Annotated in this window: 14 protein-coding genes; 8 read left to right on the top strand and 6 right to left on the bottom strand. The window is 47.3% G+C overall.

From position 1 onward, the window contains the following. Positions 1–14 precede the first annotated feature (14 nt). Positions 15–2,129 (top strand): alpha-galactosidase, encoded by a 2,115-nt coding sequence (locus BS19_RS09850; RefSeq protein ID WP_038174994.1) that lies wholly within the window; start codon positions 15–17, stop codon positions 2,127–2,129. Positions 2,130–2,174: 45 nt separating this feature from the next. On the opposite strand, the gene BS19_RS09845 is transcribed toward BS19_RS09850, so the two are convergent. Both BS19_RS09845 and BS19_RS09840 read right to left on the bottom strand, forming a co-directional pair. Continuing rightward, complete coding sequence (locus BS19_RS09845) at positions 2,175–3,518, bottom strand: MATE family efflux transporter (protein ID WP_038174993.1); 1,344 nt, start codon at positions 3,516–3,518, stop codon at positions 2,175–2,177. A gap of 150 nt (positions 3,519–3,668) precedes the next feature. Then, positions 3,669–4,025, bottom strand: coding sequence for a DUF5329 family protein (locus tag BS19_RS09840; protein WP_038174992.1), 357 nt, complete (start codon positions 4,023–4,025; stop codon positions 3,669–3,671). 510 nt (positions 4,026–4,535) lie between these two features. Between BS19_RS09840 and galE the strand changes: the two genes are divergently transcribed. From galE to galM, 4 genes are all read left to right on the top strand, one after another. Beyond that, positions 4,536–5,546, top strand: a complete 1,011-nt coding sequence (galE, locus tag BS19_RS09835) for a UDP-glucose 4-epimerase GalE (protein WP_038174991.1) — start codon at positions 4,536–4,538, stop codon at positions 5,544–5,546. A gap of 54 nt (positions 5,547–5,600) precedes the next feature. Continuing rightward, positions 5,601–6,656, top strand: a complete 1,056-nt coding sequence (locus BS19_RS09830; RefSeq protein ID WP_038174989.1) for a UDP-glucose--hexose-1-phosphate uridylyltransferase — start codon at positions 5,601–5,603, stop codon at positions 6,654–6,656. Positions 6,657–6,731: 75 nt separating this feature from the next. Next, positions 6,732–7,892: a galactokinase gene (galK, locus tag BS19_RS09825; protein ID WP_038174988.1), complete on the top strand. Its 1,161-nt coding sequence runs from the start codon at positions 6,732–6,734 to the stop codon at positions 7,890–7,892. 4 nt (positions 7,893–7,896) lie between these two features. Then, on the top strand, positions 7,897–8,961 hold the full coding sequence (gene galM / locus BS19_RS09820; RefSeq protein WP_038175058.1) for a galactose-1-epimerase: 1,065 nt from the start codon (positions 7,897–7,899) through the stop codon (positions 8,959–8,961). A 34-nt stretch (positions 8,962–8,995) separates the two neighbouring features. Here the strand turns inward: galM and BS19_RS09815 are convergent, their stop codons facing one another. Next, entirely contained in the window at positions 8,996–10,003 is a 1,008-nt protein-coding gene (locus BS19_RS09815; RefSeq protein WP_038174987.1) for a LacI family DNA-binding transcriptional regulator, read from the bottom strand. Between the two features lie 213 nt (positions 10,004–10,216). Between BS19_RS09815 and BS19_RS09810 the strand changes: the two genes are divergently transcribed. Together BS19_RS09810 and BS19_RS09805 are read left to right on the top strand one after the other, a co-directional pair. Further along, entirely contained in the window at positions 10,217–11,287 is a 1,071-nt protein-coding gene (locus tag BS19_RS09810; protein WP_038174986.1) for a cellulase family glycosylhydrolase, read from the top strand. Positions 11,288–11,358: 71 nt separating this feature from the next. Beyond that, positions 11,359–12,747 (top strand): MFS transporter, encoded by a 1,389-nt coding sequence (locus BS19_RS09805; RefSeq protein WP_051686520.1) that lies wholly within the window; start codon positions 11,359–11,361, stop codon positions 12,745–12,747. A gap of 48 nt (positions 12,748–12,795) precedes the next feature. On the opposite strand, the gene BS19_RS09800 is transcribed toward BS19_RS09805, so the two are convergent. Further along, a complete protein-coding gene (locus BS19_RS09800) occupies positions 12,796–13,686 on the bottom strand; it encodes a LysR family transcriptional regulator (protein ID WP_038174983.1) in 891 nt (296 codons plus the stop codon). Positions 13,687–13,879: 193 nt separating this feature from the next. Between BS19_RS09800 and BS19_RS09795 the strand changes: the two genes are divergently transcribed. Beyond that, positions 13,880–14,761, top strand: a complete 882-nt coding sequence (locus BS19_RS09795; RefSeq protein WP_038174982.1) for an aldo/keto reductase — start codon at positions 13,880–13,882, stop codon at positions 14,759–14,761. A 61-nt stretch (positions 14,762–14,822) separates the two neighbouring features. On the opposite strand, the gene BS19_RS09790 is transcribed toward BS19_RS09795, so the two are convergent. Both BS19_RS09790 and BS19_RS09785 read right to left on the bottom strand, forming a co-directional pair. After that, on the bottom strand, positions 14,823–15,821 hold the full coding sequence (locus tag BS19_RS09790; protein WP_038174981.1) for a substrate-binding domain-containing protein: 999 nt from the start codon (positions 15,819–15,821) through the stop codon (positions 14,823–14,825). A gap of 131 nt (positions 15,822–15,952) precedes the next feature. Beyond that, positions 15,953–16,513, bottom strand: a complete 561-nt coding sequence (locus BS19_RS09785; protein WP_038175057.1) for a gamma-glutamylcyclotransferase family protein — start codon at positions 16,511–16,513, stop codon at positions 15,953–15,955. Positions 16,514–16,671 lie beyond the last annotated feature (158 nt).

Raw genomic sequence — 16,671 nt, 5'->3', positions numbered from 1 at the left:
GGGGGGGGGGAACTATGGGTCAGTTTGTTCAACTGCACCGCGGCGACGTGTCGCTGGTGATTCAATTAACCCCAACGCTTGAAGTGATTCACTGGGGCAGGACGATAACGCCGCTTTCATCTGAGCAATTTGAGGCCTTGCAGAAAAGTCAGCAGCGCGCGGTACCGCAAGCGCGTTTGGACTGCGATGTTCCTTTAACGCTGTGTCCAGAGCTCGGGCGAGGCTGTTTTGGGGCTTCTGGCCTTGAAGGACACCGCAGTGGCTTAGCCAGTATGCCAATATTTGATTATGTCTCTCACACTCAGAGCGACAATCAGGTTGTTATTGAATGTCAGGATCAACAGGCGCAACTTGGGTTGAGTTTTTGCTTTGAACTGGACGTTAGCGGTGTACTCCGTCAGAGGGTGACCGTCACCAACCTAGCCAAGCAAACCTATACACTTAATAGGTTGGTGATGACGCTACCTGTTCCTCATCGCGCCTGTGAACTTGAGAGTTATCACGGTCGTTGGAGCCGCGAATTTCAAGTGCATCGACAGACCCTCCATCATGGGGCATGGGTGGTGGAGAACCGGCGCGGTCGTACCTCGCATGAATATTTTCCGGGGTGTTTGCTGGGGAGTAGGGGCTTTTCCGATCAGCATGGTGAAGTGTGGGGTTTTCACCTTGCTTGGAGTGGTAACCATCAGTGGCGCGCCGAAGTGAAAAGCGATGGACGCCGTTTTGTTCAATCGGGTGAGTGGTTATTACCTGGCGAGGTTGAGCTTACTGGTGGTGAAAGCTATACCACACCTGAGTTATTGGCAAGTTTCAGTACTCAAGGTATCAATGGACTGCGTTATTGTCATCACCACTTTGTGCGTGAGCAAGTGCTCCCTTTTGCTCGTAGCAAAGTAAGGCCGGTTCATCTCAATACTTGGGAAGGGATCTACTTTGAACATGATCCTGATTACATTTGTCAGATGGCAACTCAAGCTGCCGCGATCGGCGTTGAGCGTTTTATCATTGATGATGGGTGGTTTAAAGGCCGTAATGATGATAAATCTTCTCTCGGCGATTGGGTGTTAGATCGTGAAAAATACCCAGACGGACTGAGCCCTGTTATCGATCATGTCAATCGGCTTGGAATGGAATTTGGTCTTTGGGTTGAGCCAGAGATGGTTAACCCGGACTCGGATCTGTTTCGCGCTCACCCAGAGTGGTTGCTTGCGGCTGAGGGGTATCTAGCGCCGACTGGGCGTTATCAGTATGTTCTGAACTTGCAACATCCGGACTGTTTTGACTATTTGTACCGTTGTTTAGATACTTTGCTTAGTGAGCATCATATTGGCTATTTAAAATGGGACATGAACCGTGAACTCGTTCAACCAATCCATAATGGTCGTGGCGCTGTTCATGGCCAAACCAAGGCACTTTATCGTTTGTTAGATAAGCTCACCACTGCGCATCCTGAGGTTGAAATTGAATCGTGTTCATCCGGTGGTGGGCGAGTAGATTACGAGATTCTTAAACGAACATGCCGTTTCTGGACTTCAGACTGCAATGACGCGCTTGAGCGCCAAACGATCCAAAAGCACATGGGGATCTTTTTCCCTCCTGAGGTAATGGGAACACACATTGGACCCTACCATAGTCATACCACTCGACGCACTCATGCTATCAATCTACGCGGATTGACCGCGCTAGCTGGCCACATGGGGGTAGAGCTTGATCCGGTCAAGGAGAGTGAACAAGAGAAGCAAGCTTTTGCCAAGTACATCGCTCTGCACAAAGCTTACCGTCCGTTATTGCACAGTGGTGACATGTTTTACTTAGACGGTCTCGATCATAGACGCCTCGCTTATGGAGTCAGCGATGGCAGTCAAATGCTACTCACCGTATGTCAACTCGCGATGCCAGATTATGCACTTCCCGAACCGTTACAACTAGATTATCTCCAAGCAGATTGTCACTATCGAGTAACCTTGCTCGATTACCCGCCATCAAGCACTCAATTGATGAAAGAGGGCCAAGGCTGGTGGCAAGAAGGAAGTATCAATGCCTCAGGTGAGTGGTTAATGCAACTTGGTCTGAGCCTGCCGCTGCTTGACCCAGAGTCGTGCTTGCTGATTAAAGTTGAGAAGGTCTGATTATCAAACCGACAGCAGGGTGCGTATTGCCCCTGCTGATTTTACTTATTGCACGGTATAGCGGGTCCACACTTTCGAGCGCCAGCGACGCGCCATAATAATGCCGCGAAACCACTCATCAAGGGCGATTGCCATCCACGCACCCAGTACGCCGTAGCCCCAATAAACTCCAAATAGATAGCTCATCCCCACGCCCAATCCCCACATACTAACAATCCCCATCTTGACCGGAAATTGGATGTCTCCTGCGGCTTTGAGTGCGGAAATAAAGATCAAGTTAAACACCCTGCCAGCTTCGAGCAAGATAGATCCGGCAATCAAACTTGCGGTCAGCGCCGCGATTTTGGGATCTTGGGTAAACAGGTTAATCACTTGGTCGCGCAGCAAGTAGATCATCACGGTTACTGCTGTCGAGACCACAAAGCCGATGACAAAATAGCGCTGTACTCGTGTTAGAATCGAATCAATCCATCCGCGGCCAATATAGTAACCGGCTTGAATTTGGCTGCCTTGGCCGAGCGCTAATGCAAACGCGAATGACAAACGAGCAATGTTTTGCGCATAGGTAAACGCTGCCAAAGAGGCGGTGCCCATCTGCACGATAAAGAAGGTGATGCAAATTTGTGCCATGTTGTACGACAGCACTTCTCCGGCATTCATCGCACCAATTTTAATGATACGCGAATAGATAAGCCGTGGGATAGCTCGATACTGTTTAAACGGCAAAGTGATATCGCTGCGTTTTAACACCTGCCATAAAATAATCGTACTGAATACTTGGCTGATCACCGTTGCAATGGCTACCCCTTGCACGCCGTACACTGGCAAACCAAACGGTTGATAGAGCGCAATATAATTACCGATAATATTAATCACGCCGCTCAACAGGTTGACCAGCATCGGTGAGCGCGAGTAGCCATGGCTACGCAAGATAGTCGTGAAGACGATGCCTAGGGTAATGTTGAAGGTCATTACGCCACTGATCAACAGATACTCTTGAGCGTACTGCTCAACTTGCGCTTCGAGGCCATACAGGGGCAAAAAGGAGTAGGCGCCAATCACGGCAATCAAGCTAAGTAACACACCGACTAAGCACGAAAGCGCAATACTGGCGACAGCGACATAGCTCGACTCTTGAGCGCGCTCTGAACCATTGTACTGGGCGATCAAAATCCCCGTACCGCTGCTCACCATAGAAGAGACGATGATCAGAAAAAATGACAGTTGCGCGATAACACCGACCGCAGAGACGGCTTTATCGGAATAGCCACTGAGCATGAAAACGTCACTGGTGTTAAGTGCTGTCCGTAGCAAAATTTCGACAAATAACGGCCATGTCAAAGCGACGATGTTCATCCGTTTATCGATAGAATTGGTTGAAGTAGACATCAGCACCACCATACAAAAGCAAGTCGCTGATTGTATAGCCTTGTACTGAATGTGGGTATGAATTTTTCGATTTATGACAATTTAGTTTGGTGAGGTCTTGGATAAGGTCAATAGAACTCGCCAGTACTTTCAGTCTATGGGCTGCGCGAATTAGGGCGCTTTGCTTAAGGGAGCGCGTTGCGCTTGCTGCCACAGGGACGTTAGCCATTGCTCGCTGGTTATTCGCTCATCGGAGCATTCGACCATATAGGGTTTGCCGCTAAACCAGCTTTTTGAGGCGACTTTATTAATGAACACCTCGATATCGTTCACCTTGTCTTGAGCGTAATCCCACTTAGTGCGCATATGTTCTGCCGCTTGGTGGGGCGTATAAGCTTGGCCATTGCGAATAAAAGTACAAGGTGATTGCTCGATTTGTCTGATCAGCAGATCCACATCTTGTTGTACGCCTGCTATCACGCCAAAGCTTGTCAGTGTGATGAACAGGAAAATCGTGCCAAGCCTCATTGCCGTTCCTTATTGTCAGTTTCACCAAGTTTGAGTGTTGGTTGCTTGGCAAGTTCCCTCAGCGAACCCATTTCAGTGCGGTTTGACCTTATATTATTTAAGTGAAAACATTTACATTAAAGTCAGGGGGACGCGAATCTAATCGCGTTTTAAGCGCGATTTTTCCAAGTAATTACCGATCTAAAATAGGGAGATTAGGTCAGGTAGGCAGCTAGTGACACTCTTTACTACCCACTCTTCATAGCATCCATATTCTTTTTTTTACAATGACTTTATGGTTAAGTTTTTGTTTTTAATTGTAAGTTGACCTGTTTTAGCTCTCAGCTACCCTTTATTAAATATTGCACACTTGGTTTATTTTTGGTGCTAAGTGTAATATTTTGTGGAAACGTTTACACTATGAGGGTTTGATCACGGATCTTGAGCTATATTGATTGGTAGACTTTTAAACATAGACAAGCAAGCCCGGGCTCACTTCGAGTGCAGCGGATAAATTTGGGAGAGGTAAACGTGGAAATACTAGTGACAGGTGGAATGGGGTATATCGGCAGCCATACCTGCGTGCAGATGATCAAAGCCGGTATGCATCCGATCATTGTTGATAATCTTTCAAATGCCAAACAAGAAGTATTGAATCGTATCGAAGCGATCACTGGCTACAAGCCGCGATTTTATCAGGGCGATATTCGTGACCAAGCTTTTCTTGATGGTGTCTTTGCTGAGCATAATATTGCCGCCGTGATCCACTTTGCGGGACTGAAAGCGGTCGGTGAATCCGTCGCAAAGCCGCTGGAGTATTATGACAACAATGTCAACGGCAGCTTAGTGCTGGCGCGCAGTATGCGTAAAGCGGGCGTGAAAAGTATCGTATTTAGCTCATCGGCAACGGTTTACGGTGACCCTGACGTTGTGCCGATCACTGAAGACTCACCAACAGGGGCGACCACCAACCCATATGGCCGCAGTAAATACATGGTCGAGCAATGTTTAAGCGATCTGTTTAACGCAGAAAATGATTGGAGCGTTACGCTACTTCGCTACTTCAACCCAGTCGGCGCCCACCCTTCTGGCACCATGGGCGAAGATCCGCAAGGAATACCGAATAATCTCATGCCATTCATTGCTCAAGTAGCGGTGGGCAGACGTGAATCGCTGTCGGTGTTTGGCAATGATTACCCCACGCCAGATGGTACTGGTGTGCGTGACTATATTCATGTGATGGACTTAGCCGATGGGCATGTCGCTGCACTTAATGCGGTTGGTCAACAAGCGGGGCTGCACATTTACAACCTAGGAACAGGCAAAGGATCCAGTGTTCTAGAAATGGTCAATGCCTTTGCTCAATCATCTGGTTGCGCTGTTCCTTATCAGATATGCCCACGCCGACCTGGCGACATCGCTGAGTGTTGGGCGAGTACCGATAAAGCTGAGCGAGAACTTGGCTGGAAAGCGACCCGCAGCGTGGCAGAAATGACCGCCGATACTTGGAAATGGCAGTCGAAAAACCCGCAGGGATATTAATTTTTTAGCGTCTTAAGACGCGAATTTACCATATTAAACCGTTGAGTAATTTAGATGTCGAATGTTGAATTTAACCCTGTGGATCATCCCCATCGTCGTTATAACCCGTTAACTGGTCAGTGGATATTAGTGTCACCACACCGTGCCAAACGTCCTTGGAGTGGCGCTGATGAAAAGCCCGCGACAGCGGAATTACCACCCTATGACGAGAAGTGTTTTCTTTGCCCAACGAATGAGCGCATTTCTGGCGATGTTAATCCTGATTATCAAGGCACCTATGTGTTCACCAATGACTTCGCGGCATTGATGGTCGACTCACCAGATGCGCCGCAATCTGACAACCCACTGTTCAAGACGCAGGGCGCGCGAGGCTTAAGTCGAGTGATCTGTTTTTCACCAGATCACAGCAAAACACTGCCTGAACTGCCGGTTGAGAAAATCCGCGGCGTGATCGACACGTGGAACGACCAAATTGAAGAGTTAGGAAAAGAGTACGTTTGGGTTCAAGCGTTTGAAAATAAGGGTGAAACCATGGGCTGCTCTCAGCCTCATCCACATGGTCAAATCTGGGCTAATAGCTTCTTACCCAATGAAATTGAACGTAAAGAGCACTACCTAAAAGCGTACTACCAAGAAAACCGCACTAACTTGCTGGTGGATTATGTGCAAGCTGAACTAAAGGATGGTTCGCGAATAGTTGTCGAAACCGATCACTGGGTAGCGCTGGTTCCTTATTGGGCCGCATGGCCATTCGAAACCATGTTGCTGCCTAAAACTCACATCCGCCGTATGAGTGAGCTCAGTGAAGAGCAGCGTGATGATCTTGCTGTCGCAATCAAAAAGCTGACCAGTCGTTACGATAATCTCTTCCAATGTTCATTCCCTTACTCAATGGGCTGGCACTATGCGCCATTTTTTGAACAAGGTAGCGACATCGATCATTGGCAATTGCATGCCTTGTTCTACCCACCACTGCTGCGTAGCGCGAGTGTGCGTAAGTTTATGGTCGGCTATGAAATGTTAGCGGAAAGCCAGCGTGATTTGACCGCAGAGCAAGCGGCGCAGCGCCTTCGTCAACTCAGTGATGTTCACTACAAAGAGCAAAAATAACGATAGATTTTATTGATTCCAGAGCCTTAGCTTTAGCTTTGGAGTCTCAACCAATTTTGAGCGTGAGATTTAATTATGTCTGAACTAATTCAAGCGGTAAAAACCTCTTTTGAGCAGCTGTTGGGCTACCAACCGACTCATATCATCCAAGCTCCGGGTCGGGTCAATCTGATCGGTGAGCATACCGATTACAACGATGGTTTTGTCTTGCCATGTGCGATTGATTACCAAACCGTTGTCGCTGCGACTCAGCGTGATGACAATATCGTTCGTGTTGTCTCTGTGGATTACGATAACGCCGTGGATGAATTCGACATCACAAGCGACATTACTTTTCAATCAGATAAAATGTGGGCGAATTATATTCGCGGTGTGGTTAAGTGCTTACTTGCTCGCGGATATAACTTTAAAGGGGCAGATATAGCGGTGAGTGGCAACGTTCCACAGGGCGCAGGTCTAAGCTCATCAGCCGCCCTCGAAGTGGTGATTGGTCAGACATTCAAAGTGCTCTACAACCTAAACATCTCTCAGGCTGAGATTGCCTTAAATGGTCAACAAGCCGAAAACCAATTTGTTGGTTGTAATTGCGGCATTATGGATCAAATGATCTCAGCGAAGGGCGAAGAGAATCACGCCATGTTACTGGATTGTCGAAGCTTAGAGACTCAAGCGGTTTCGATGCCCGCAGAGATGTCGGTGGTGATCATCAATTCCAATAAAAAGCGTGGTTTGGTTGATAGTGAATACAACACTCGTCGTGAGCAATGTGAAGCTGCGGCGCGCATTTTTGGCGTCAAAGCCCTGCGTGATGTGACGATTGAACAGTTCAATGAGAAAGTGTCTGAATTAGATAGTATGGTGGCAAAACGTGCTCGTCATGTCATCACAGAGAATGATCGTACGCTTGAAGCGGCAGAGGCACTGCGTGCCCATGACATGAAACGTATCGGTGAGCTTATGGCCGAGTCACACGTCTCGATGCGCGATGACTTTGAAATTACCGTGCAAGAAATCGATACCTTAGTTGAGATCGTCAAGCAAGTGATTGGAGATCAAGGCGGTGTGCGTATGACAGGTGGTGGCTTTGGTGGTTGTATTGTTGCTGTGATGCCTCCGCAACTTGTTGAACCTGTTAAAGCCGCTGTCGAAGCGCAATATCAGGCAGCAACAGGACTGAAAGAATCGATTTACGTATGCCAAGCGAAAGATGGCGCAGGCTTAGTCGAGGTTATTTAGTATGATGGCTAGTCATTTTGAACAGCTCGAACAATCGATGGATCAAACCCCTTCATTTGATGGTCAAGTCGCGCAGCTTATCCATTTAGCCAATGACAATGGTATGACGGTCTCGTTTATGGATATTGGTGCAACTTGGTTAAGTTGTACCTTGCCAGTCAAGGGCGAGTCACGAGAGATTCTGCTGCGTTCGCCTAACATGGCTGAGCACATTAAGCAGAGTGCGTACTTTGGTTCCATTGTTGGCAGGTTTGCAAACCGGATCGCACTTGGTCGGTTTGAAATTGAAGGAAAGCAGTATCAAGTCGGGGTTAATAACGGCGAAAACTCCCTACATGGCGGGATAGATGGTTTCGACAAACGCCGCTGGGCGGTGGCCGAACACAGTGCCAATCATGTGGTATTTCGCCTCCATTCTGCCGATGGTGATCAGGGCTATCCGGGCAATCTCGACGTGAGCGTGACTTATACGTTAACAGATGAAAACGCACTGGTGATTGGTTATCAAGCCAGTACGGATAAAACCTGTCCGGTCAACTTAACCAACCATGCCTACTTTAACCTAGCGGGGGAGGGGAGTGGGGCTAAGAGCTTAGATCATCAACTCCAATTGAATGCTGAGGGATATCTGCCTACCGACAGTGGGTTAATTCCTAGTGGCGAAATCAAAGCCGTGCAGGGCACCAGTTTTGATTTTACTCAACCTAAGAATATTGGTAGTGAGTTTCTAACTGAGCCTGATCAGAAAACCGCAGGTGGCTACGATCACGCGTTTGTGTTTGAGCCTCAAGTAACAGATGGTCAAACCGTTGCCGCCATTTTGCGTTCACCACAGCAAGATGTGACGATGAAGGTCAAAACCACCAAGCCAGCAGTGCAATTTTATTCAGGTAACTTCCTAGCGGAAACGCCAGGGTTGAGTAAAACGTATGAGTTGTATGATGGTCTTGCGTTGGAAACCCAGTTTTTTCCCGATGGGCCAAACAAGCCAGATTGGGGTGTCAACCGTGGGGTGTTGACACCAGGGGGAAGCTATCAGCATCAAACCGTTTATCAGTTTGAATGTTAGATAGCATTTGGGTGGGCTGTGATGCCTACCTTTTTTATTGGCTAGACGAGCTTCGAACGATCAATTCACCTTCCACTTTACGCCGATGTGAAAGCAGAGGCTGATCTTCCATCTGTGCTAACAAAGACTCAACCGCCAGTTTGCCCATATCCGAATAAGGCAGATCGACCGAGGTGAGTGCCGGAAAGCTTTCTGAGGCAATTTGTTGATTGTCATAGCCAACCACTGCGACATCTTGTGGGATTTTTAGACCCAATTCGGCGATGGCTTGATAGCATCCCATCGCCATAAAGTCGCTGCAGCAGAAAATTGCTTGTGGAGGTTGGGCTAATTGGAACAAATCTAAGGTTTGCTGGTGCGCTTCTTTTAACGACCAGTTTGCTTCTCGACAATAGTCGTCGTTAGGTAAAATGTCGGCGTCGATCAATGCTTGACGATAACCTTCACTGCGTTGCTGACTGGCCAGCATCCAATTCTCACCCGATAAAATCGCAATGCGACGGTAACCTTGTTTGGTCAGATGCGAGACCGCCTTGTAAGCACCGATCATGTCGGCCGGCAGAATACTCGGTGTGTCCGAGTTACTTTCGTTGGTGCAGTTAAGCAGTATCGTAGGGAGTGAAGTGTTAACCCGTTGTTGGCTCAGTTCACGAGTCATGCTTGATGCGTAAATCAAACCGGCATAGTCGCCACCATTAATCTCAGATTCAATCTTACTCGCCATCACTTCATCATGACCGTAGTTAAACGTGGCCAAAATATAGTCATTGCTCCACGCTTCTTCACGCGCTGCATTGATGGCATCTATGAAGGGGTCATAACTGCTTAATCCGTTGATCACTATCGCAATTTTTTTTGGCAGCCCTAATGCATGAGCCACTTTCTTGTTGTTGTAACCAAGGGATTCGGCGCTATCGAGCACTTTTCGTTTAGTGGCTTGCGCAATTTTAACTGACGTTGAGCCATTGAGTACCAGCGATACCGTTGATTGAGACACCCCCGCTGCTGCGGCAATGTCACTCATGGTTATTTTTTTAGCCATCTTGAATTTCAACCTAATTTCGTTAGCTAAAGATATTAGCTAATTATCGAATTTTGATCATCTGTTAAAGATTAAGATCACAAAAGTTCGTCGCACTCATCGTATTGTTGTGATTGTTCGCACGCTTTCCCTTTTCATTCCTAGCCAACAATAGAGATTTAAATATTATTAGCTAATAATATTAGTTAATAAATTATTTTTGAGGTAAGTAAGATGGGTAGATGGTCAGAAGACAAAACGTGGCAGTGGCAAAAACAGCACGGTTGGCTACGTGGATTTAATTACTTACCAAGGACGGCGGTTAACTGGAACGAAATGTGGCAAGCAGACAGTTTTGCGCCAGAAATCATGGAAGAAGAGTTAGCGTGGGCAAAGCAGGTGGGTTACAACACACTGCGCACCAACCTGCCGTTTATTGTTTGGCAAGCAGACCGTGATGGTTTGCACGCTCGCATCGACCACTTTTTAGATATCTGTGAGCGCAACGATATCAAGGTGATGATGACACCGATGGATGACTGTGGATTCTCAGGCGATCATCCCTTCCTTGGCGAGCAAAAAGCGCCAGTTCCCGATCTGCATAATAGCCAGGCCGCTGCGAGCCCTGGTCGAAATGTGGTGATGGATAAATCGCAGTGGGGTGAAGTTGAAGCTTATATTCGCGATATCATCTCGAGCTACCAAAATGACTCACGCATCGTGATTTGGGATCTCTACAATGAGCCAACCAACCGGATGATTTTCACCACCACTGGTGAATTGGCATATGACCAAGAGATGGAAACATTCAGCCATGAGTTGATGGAAAAAGCTTTTGAATGGGCACGTGATGTGAACCCAACTCAGCCATTAACCGTCGGTGCATGGCATTGCCCTAGCATTCTTGACCGCAGCTTACCTATTTTTGAGCATCCGACTGATCGCCGAGCAATGGAACTGTCTGACATTATTACCTTCCACGCATACTTACCGATTGATCTATTCCATAAAGCATTGGAAGTGGTAGAGGCGCACAACCGGCCGATGATGTGTACCGAGTGGTTAGCGCGTCACGCCCAGTCTCATCTTCATGAACAACTGCCACTGTTCAAACAGAAAAATATTGGCTGCTACCAGTGGGGGCTAGTCAAAGGTAAAACTCAGACTCACCTGCCTTGGCCAGAAATTAAACGCAATGATGAAAATTATGCCAGTCAGTGGTTCCACGACCTGCTGGATGAGCAAGGGCAACCCTATGATCCGAGCGAAGTGCAGTTAATCAAAACACTCGCAGAAGTGGATTAATTGCTTGTGAGCCGGCCTAAAGACATAGGTCGGCAGCCAATCTATAATCAATTTAATTGAGACGTGAACTTATGACTACTCTACGCAACAGATTAACCAACAAGGAGCTGATGTCTTACTTCGGCTACGGGGTAGGCCAGTGCTTTAGCTTTGGCCTGGTCGGCTCCTTTATTCTTTACTTTTACACCGATATTTTAGGCATTTCTCCGATTGCGGCGAGTGGTATCTTTTTGATTGCGCGTGTCTGGGATGCGGTCAACGATCCGCTTATCGCAGGCTACATGGATACGTTGGAATCACGCTTTGGTAAATTCCGCCCTTACATGCTGTTTACTCCATTCTTAATCGTGCTAGTAACGATTGCTTCGTTTTATAGTATCGATGCGGACATGTCGACTAAGGTGATGTACGCGGGTATTACTTACATCTTATGGGGAACGTTGTATACCATCTCGGATGTGCCGTTTTGGTCAATGTCTTCAGTGATGACCGATGAACCGCAAGAGCGTGCTAAGGCGGCAACCTGTGCCATGTTGGGCGTCAATGCGGGTATCGGTGCGACTTTGGTTATCTTCCCAAAACTGAGCGCCTTTTTTGCCGATGGCCGCACCGATCAAGGTTATCTACCCGCGGTAATCGTACTCATGATTGCTGGTTTATTGTTCATGCTTAACGGTTTCTATCACACTAAGGAGCGCATCTCGACGGCCAACTGTGAAAAAGTCACGCTTAAGCAAACCTTCCAAGCTGTGCGCAAGAACAAGCCGCTGTTCTTTATCTTGGCGGCATTCTTTATGAATGTGTTCTTTAACCTTGTTAATGGCATGTACATTTTCTTTTTCACCTACAACATGGGCGATGCAGGGCTGGTCTCGGTCATCGGTACCATTACTTTGGTCAGTGCGATTGCATGTTTAGCGACGCCAATGCTCACTAAGCGTTTTAAGAAACGTGATATTTTCATCGCCTTATGTGTGCTCGAAGTTATTGCTCGTATCGGCTTCTACTTGACTGGTTATGACAATCCAACCACGGTGATGATCTGGCTGGCGGTGATTACCGCGATCTTTATGATGACCAATCCGCTTATTTCAGCAATGATCGCAGATACGGTTGAGTACTCTTACTATCACAGTGGCAAGCGTACCGCGGCAATCACTTTCTCTGGTCAAACCTTTACTGGCAAATTGTCGGTCGCGGTTGCTGGTGGCTTGACGGGGGTTATTTTAACGACGATTGGCTATGTGCCTAACGTTGAGCAAACTGACACTGTACTGAACGGTATGTTTTTCTGTATTGCATTGCTACCAGCATTGGGGGCGATAGTACGTATCTTTATTATGTCTCGTTACACCTTTACTGAAGATCAACATGCCATTTTGCGAGAAAAACTGCAGCGCGGTGAATTTGCTGAAGGCGTGGATGTTGAGCCGACTAAACCTCAACAAGTCATGAGCTAATCTGAATTAGCCATTAAGCTCGCGCACTGTTCGCGGGCTTTTTTCGTTCTAGCTGCGGGCAAACCATTGCTGAACGAAATCAACAAACGCCATCATTTTAGTACTACGGCGCAGCTGAGGCGGGAAAATCAGATAGATTTGGCTTTGCGCCAGTTGGTAGTCAGGTAATAAGCGCACTAAACGCCCACTTTCTAGCGCAGGGGTGACCAAATAACAAGGCATTTTGATGATACCTTGGCCTTGTTCCGCCGCCTTGAGTAGCAGTAGGTTATCGCTGATATAGAGATTACCACTGGTCTCGACATTGATAATGTGTTGCTGCGCTTCAAATTGCCAATGACGTAAATGAGGGTCAGATAAGCAGTTGTGCGAGACTAACTGATTAGGGTGGCTCGGAGCCCCATACTTGGCGATGTATTGTGGCGAGGCACAGCAAAGATGCTGATAGGGCATCAACTTTTTGGCCACCATATTTTCAGGTGGTGTGTTGGTGGCGCGAATAGCTAAATCGAAAGGGCTTTTGGTCAAGTCTTGACGGTTGTAGCCAATGTCTAAGTCGAATTCTATTTGTGGATGCAGTGCTTGAAACTCGGCGCAAATATCGATCAGAAAACGGTGACTAAAAATGGTGGGGGCGGTAATACTCAGTAGCCCACTGACATCACTTTTGGTGTGCTCTAACTCTTTCTCCAGCTCCACAATTGAGGCATTAATGATGTGCATTTTCGCCAGTATTTTCTCACCAGCAGCCGTCAAACGTACGCTGCGCGTTGAGCGTATCAATAGGCTCGTGTTTAACTCTTGTTCCAATTGATTGATTTGCGAAGAGAGATAACTTCGCGAAATGCCCAAAGTATCCGCTGCTTTAGAAAAACTCAGTTGTTTCGCCACTTCACCAAAAAGCGTATAGCGCTCGAAACGTTTGTGTTTTTTATGCATGGGAAAATCTCAATAGAAGGCGGATTGCCTGAGTATATCGTTCAATATAGAAAATTAAACCTGATAAATTGTGCTCTATAACGAATTATCTTTTCGCCTTGATGTGTTTAATTACCTTATAAGGAGTGAGTATACTGAGGTTAAGTCACTGGCGCGTTATCAGACGACGGCAGAATCACTAAAGGGTTTCATTATGCAAAAGTCACATCCGGTCTTTTCTCCGCTGATCCAAGGCTATTGGCGCATGGCGGAGTGGGGAATGACCACTCAGCAACAACACACGTTTCTTAAACAGCACGTTGAAATGGGGATTACCACGGTCGATCATGCCCCGGTTTATGGCCCGGACTCGGCTTGTGAGCGTATGTTTGGTGAGGTTCTCGCTCTTGATAGCAGTATGCGTGATCAGATAGAAATCGTATCAAAATGTGGTATTTATCGTGGTGAAGGTAAAACCGTTAACCACTACAATAGCAGTAAAGCGGCGATCATTGCCTCGGTTGATGAGTCGCTGTCGCGTATCAACACTGATCATCTTGATGTGCTGCTGTTGCACCGCCCTGACCTACTAATGGATGCCGATGACGCCGCTGAGGCCTTTGCTGAGCTCAGTGCGGCAGGTAAGGTGAAGCACTTTGGTGTGTCTAACTTTACCCCGACTCAGTTTGAGTTATTGCAATCTCGCCTAGATCAGCCTTTGGTGACCAATCAAGTTGAAATCAACCCGGTTAACCTACAGGTGACGGAAGACGGCACTCTTGATCAGTTGCAACGCATGCGAGTCAGTCCGATGGCTTGGTCATGTTTGGCTGGCGGACGTATCTTTACTGAAAATAGTGAGCAGATGACGCGTCTACGTGAAACATTAGCTCAGGTAATGGAAGAGATTGGCGCAAGCTCAATTGACCAAGTGATCTTTGCTTGGGTGATGCGTTTACCTGCGAAGCCAGTGCCGATCATTGGCAGTGGTAACATTGAGCGTGTACGCGCAGCGGCAGGTGCTCTAGATCTTTCTCTGACTCATGAACAGTGGTATCGCATCTGGGTTGCTTCGAAAGGCCACGGCGTGGCATAAAGCCAAATGGATAATAACAAAAGGCATGAGAAATCATGCCTTTTGTTGTTTCTGCTCTTATTTAGCGTTTTTCGACTGAATTTCGTCTTACTAAGGTCGGGGTAAACATCAACGCTTCTTCATGGTTGTTTTGCTCTTTCGCCAAGCTCAATGCCAGTCGTGCAGCGCGTTCTGCCATCATCGCGATAGGATAACGAATGGTTGTCAGGCGTGGGCTGATGTAACGTGCAATCAAACCATCGTCAAAGCCGAGCATGGAAATTTGATCCGGCACCTTGATGCCATTTTCATCCAAAACAGAGAGGGCGCCTGCTGCCATGTAATCGTTATAGGCGACGACACCGGTCATCTCTAGCGACTTGGTTAGCAAATTGGTCATGGCGATTTCACCACCATCGCTATTTGGTTCACCATATTCAATATAGCTTGATGGTAGTTCAATATGATTATCTTTGAGGGCGGCCAAGTAGCCCTGTATGCGTTGGTCTGAGTCTTCAATTTGGTGCGATGAGGCAACACACGCAATCTTAGTATGACCATGACGAATCAGGTACTCAGTTGCAAGGTAGGCCCCTTTGTGGTTATCAAGTGCAATACAGCGCTCAGCCACCTGCGGAATATAGCGGTTAATAAAAACTAACCCTTTGACTTCCTTTGCATAGCTGATGAGCTCTTCATCAGACAAGCCTTTGGAATGAATCACCAGTGCATCACAGCGGTTGTTGATCAGTAATTCAATCGCTTGACGTTCTTCTTCTGCACTATGGTAACCATTGCCGATTAAGATGTGCTTACCATGTTGATGGGCAACATTGTCGACGGCTTTGACTAACGTACCGAAGAAAGGATCGGAGACATCGCCAACTAACACGCCAACGGTATTACTGCTTTGACTGACCAAAGCCTTAGCTGCCGCATTAGGGCGATAACCGAGTTTGGCCATTGCCTGAGTCACCGATGTGACGGATGCTTTGCTCGCTTTCGGCGATTTATTGATCACGCGCGAAACGGTGGCGATAGAGACGCCTGCTTCTTTGGCGACGTCTTTGATAGTGGCCATATTAACCTCGAAATTGACTGCTGTTGCTATTTAACATCGATAATGTAAATAAGGCAATTTATATAGCAGTGACGTGTGCAATTTGCGAAGTTAAACACTTGCTGTACAAGTGTTTGCAGTAGGTGTAAACGTTACCCTATTACGTCGGCAATTAGAGCGTCAATGGTCGGATGATCAGCTGGGGTGACACCTGCAAGATTGCCGTACTTAGGTTGGTGACGGTCATTTTCTAGCGGGAAATGCCAACCTACGGTGTGTTGTACAAACTGCTCGGCGAAGTGTTGCGAAATTTCTAAGCAACCTGCGAGGACAGTATCAACGTAAGTTTGCATGATGGGACTCAGCGAGCACGGGGGCTGTGGGTTATCTTTGATATAGACCCAAACTTGATCGCTAGAGCTTAACGAGAGTGGCGCATCAAGTTGGTCTGGTTCAATCACCACACGATGATAACCTCGTTCACGAACATCGAACTCTAGGAGACCACGGTCACTGACTTCAAGTAGAACGCCATTGACCTGCCCTTGGCCTTTGTTGACGACCAGAGGGGACAAGATATAACTGTCATCGACTTTGCCCCAATAGCGCTTGAAACCATGGGCCGTGGCAGGCGTCGCCTGTGAGGTTTGTCCGGTAAGCTGGCGAGATGCGGAGTTCATCAAGCTGCCGTAACCAAAGATATAGTTCGCCATATTGTCTCCTTTATCGTGGCGTGCTGACTTAACGTTGTAACCTAAGCGAGCGGGTTTGCAAACCGTCGCGATGTAAATAATCATTAATGAGTCAAAATGACTTGTTAACTTTAAGTCAAAATGACTCGAATAGTCCATTGTAAAGTCGTGAACCCTTG

Origin of the sequence: Vibrio pacinii DSM 19139 (genome assembly GCF_000711795.1) — a bacterium.
GTDB lineage: Bacteria > Pseudomonadota > Gammaproteobacteria > Enterobacterales > Vibrionaceae > Vibrio > Vibrio pacinii.
This window is presented reverse-complemented; position numbering and strand designations above follow the sequence as displayed.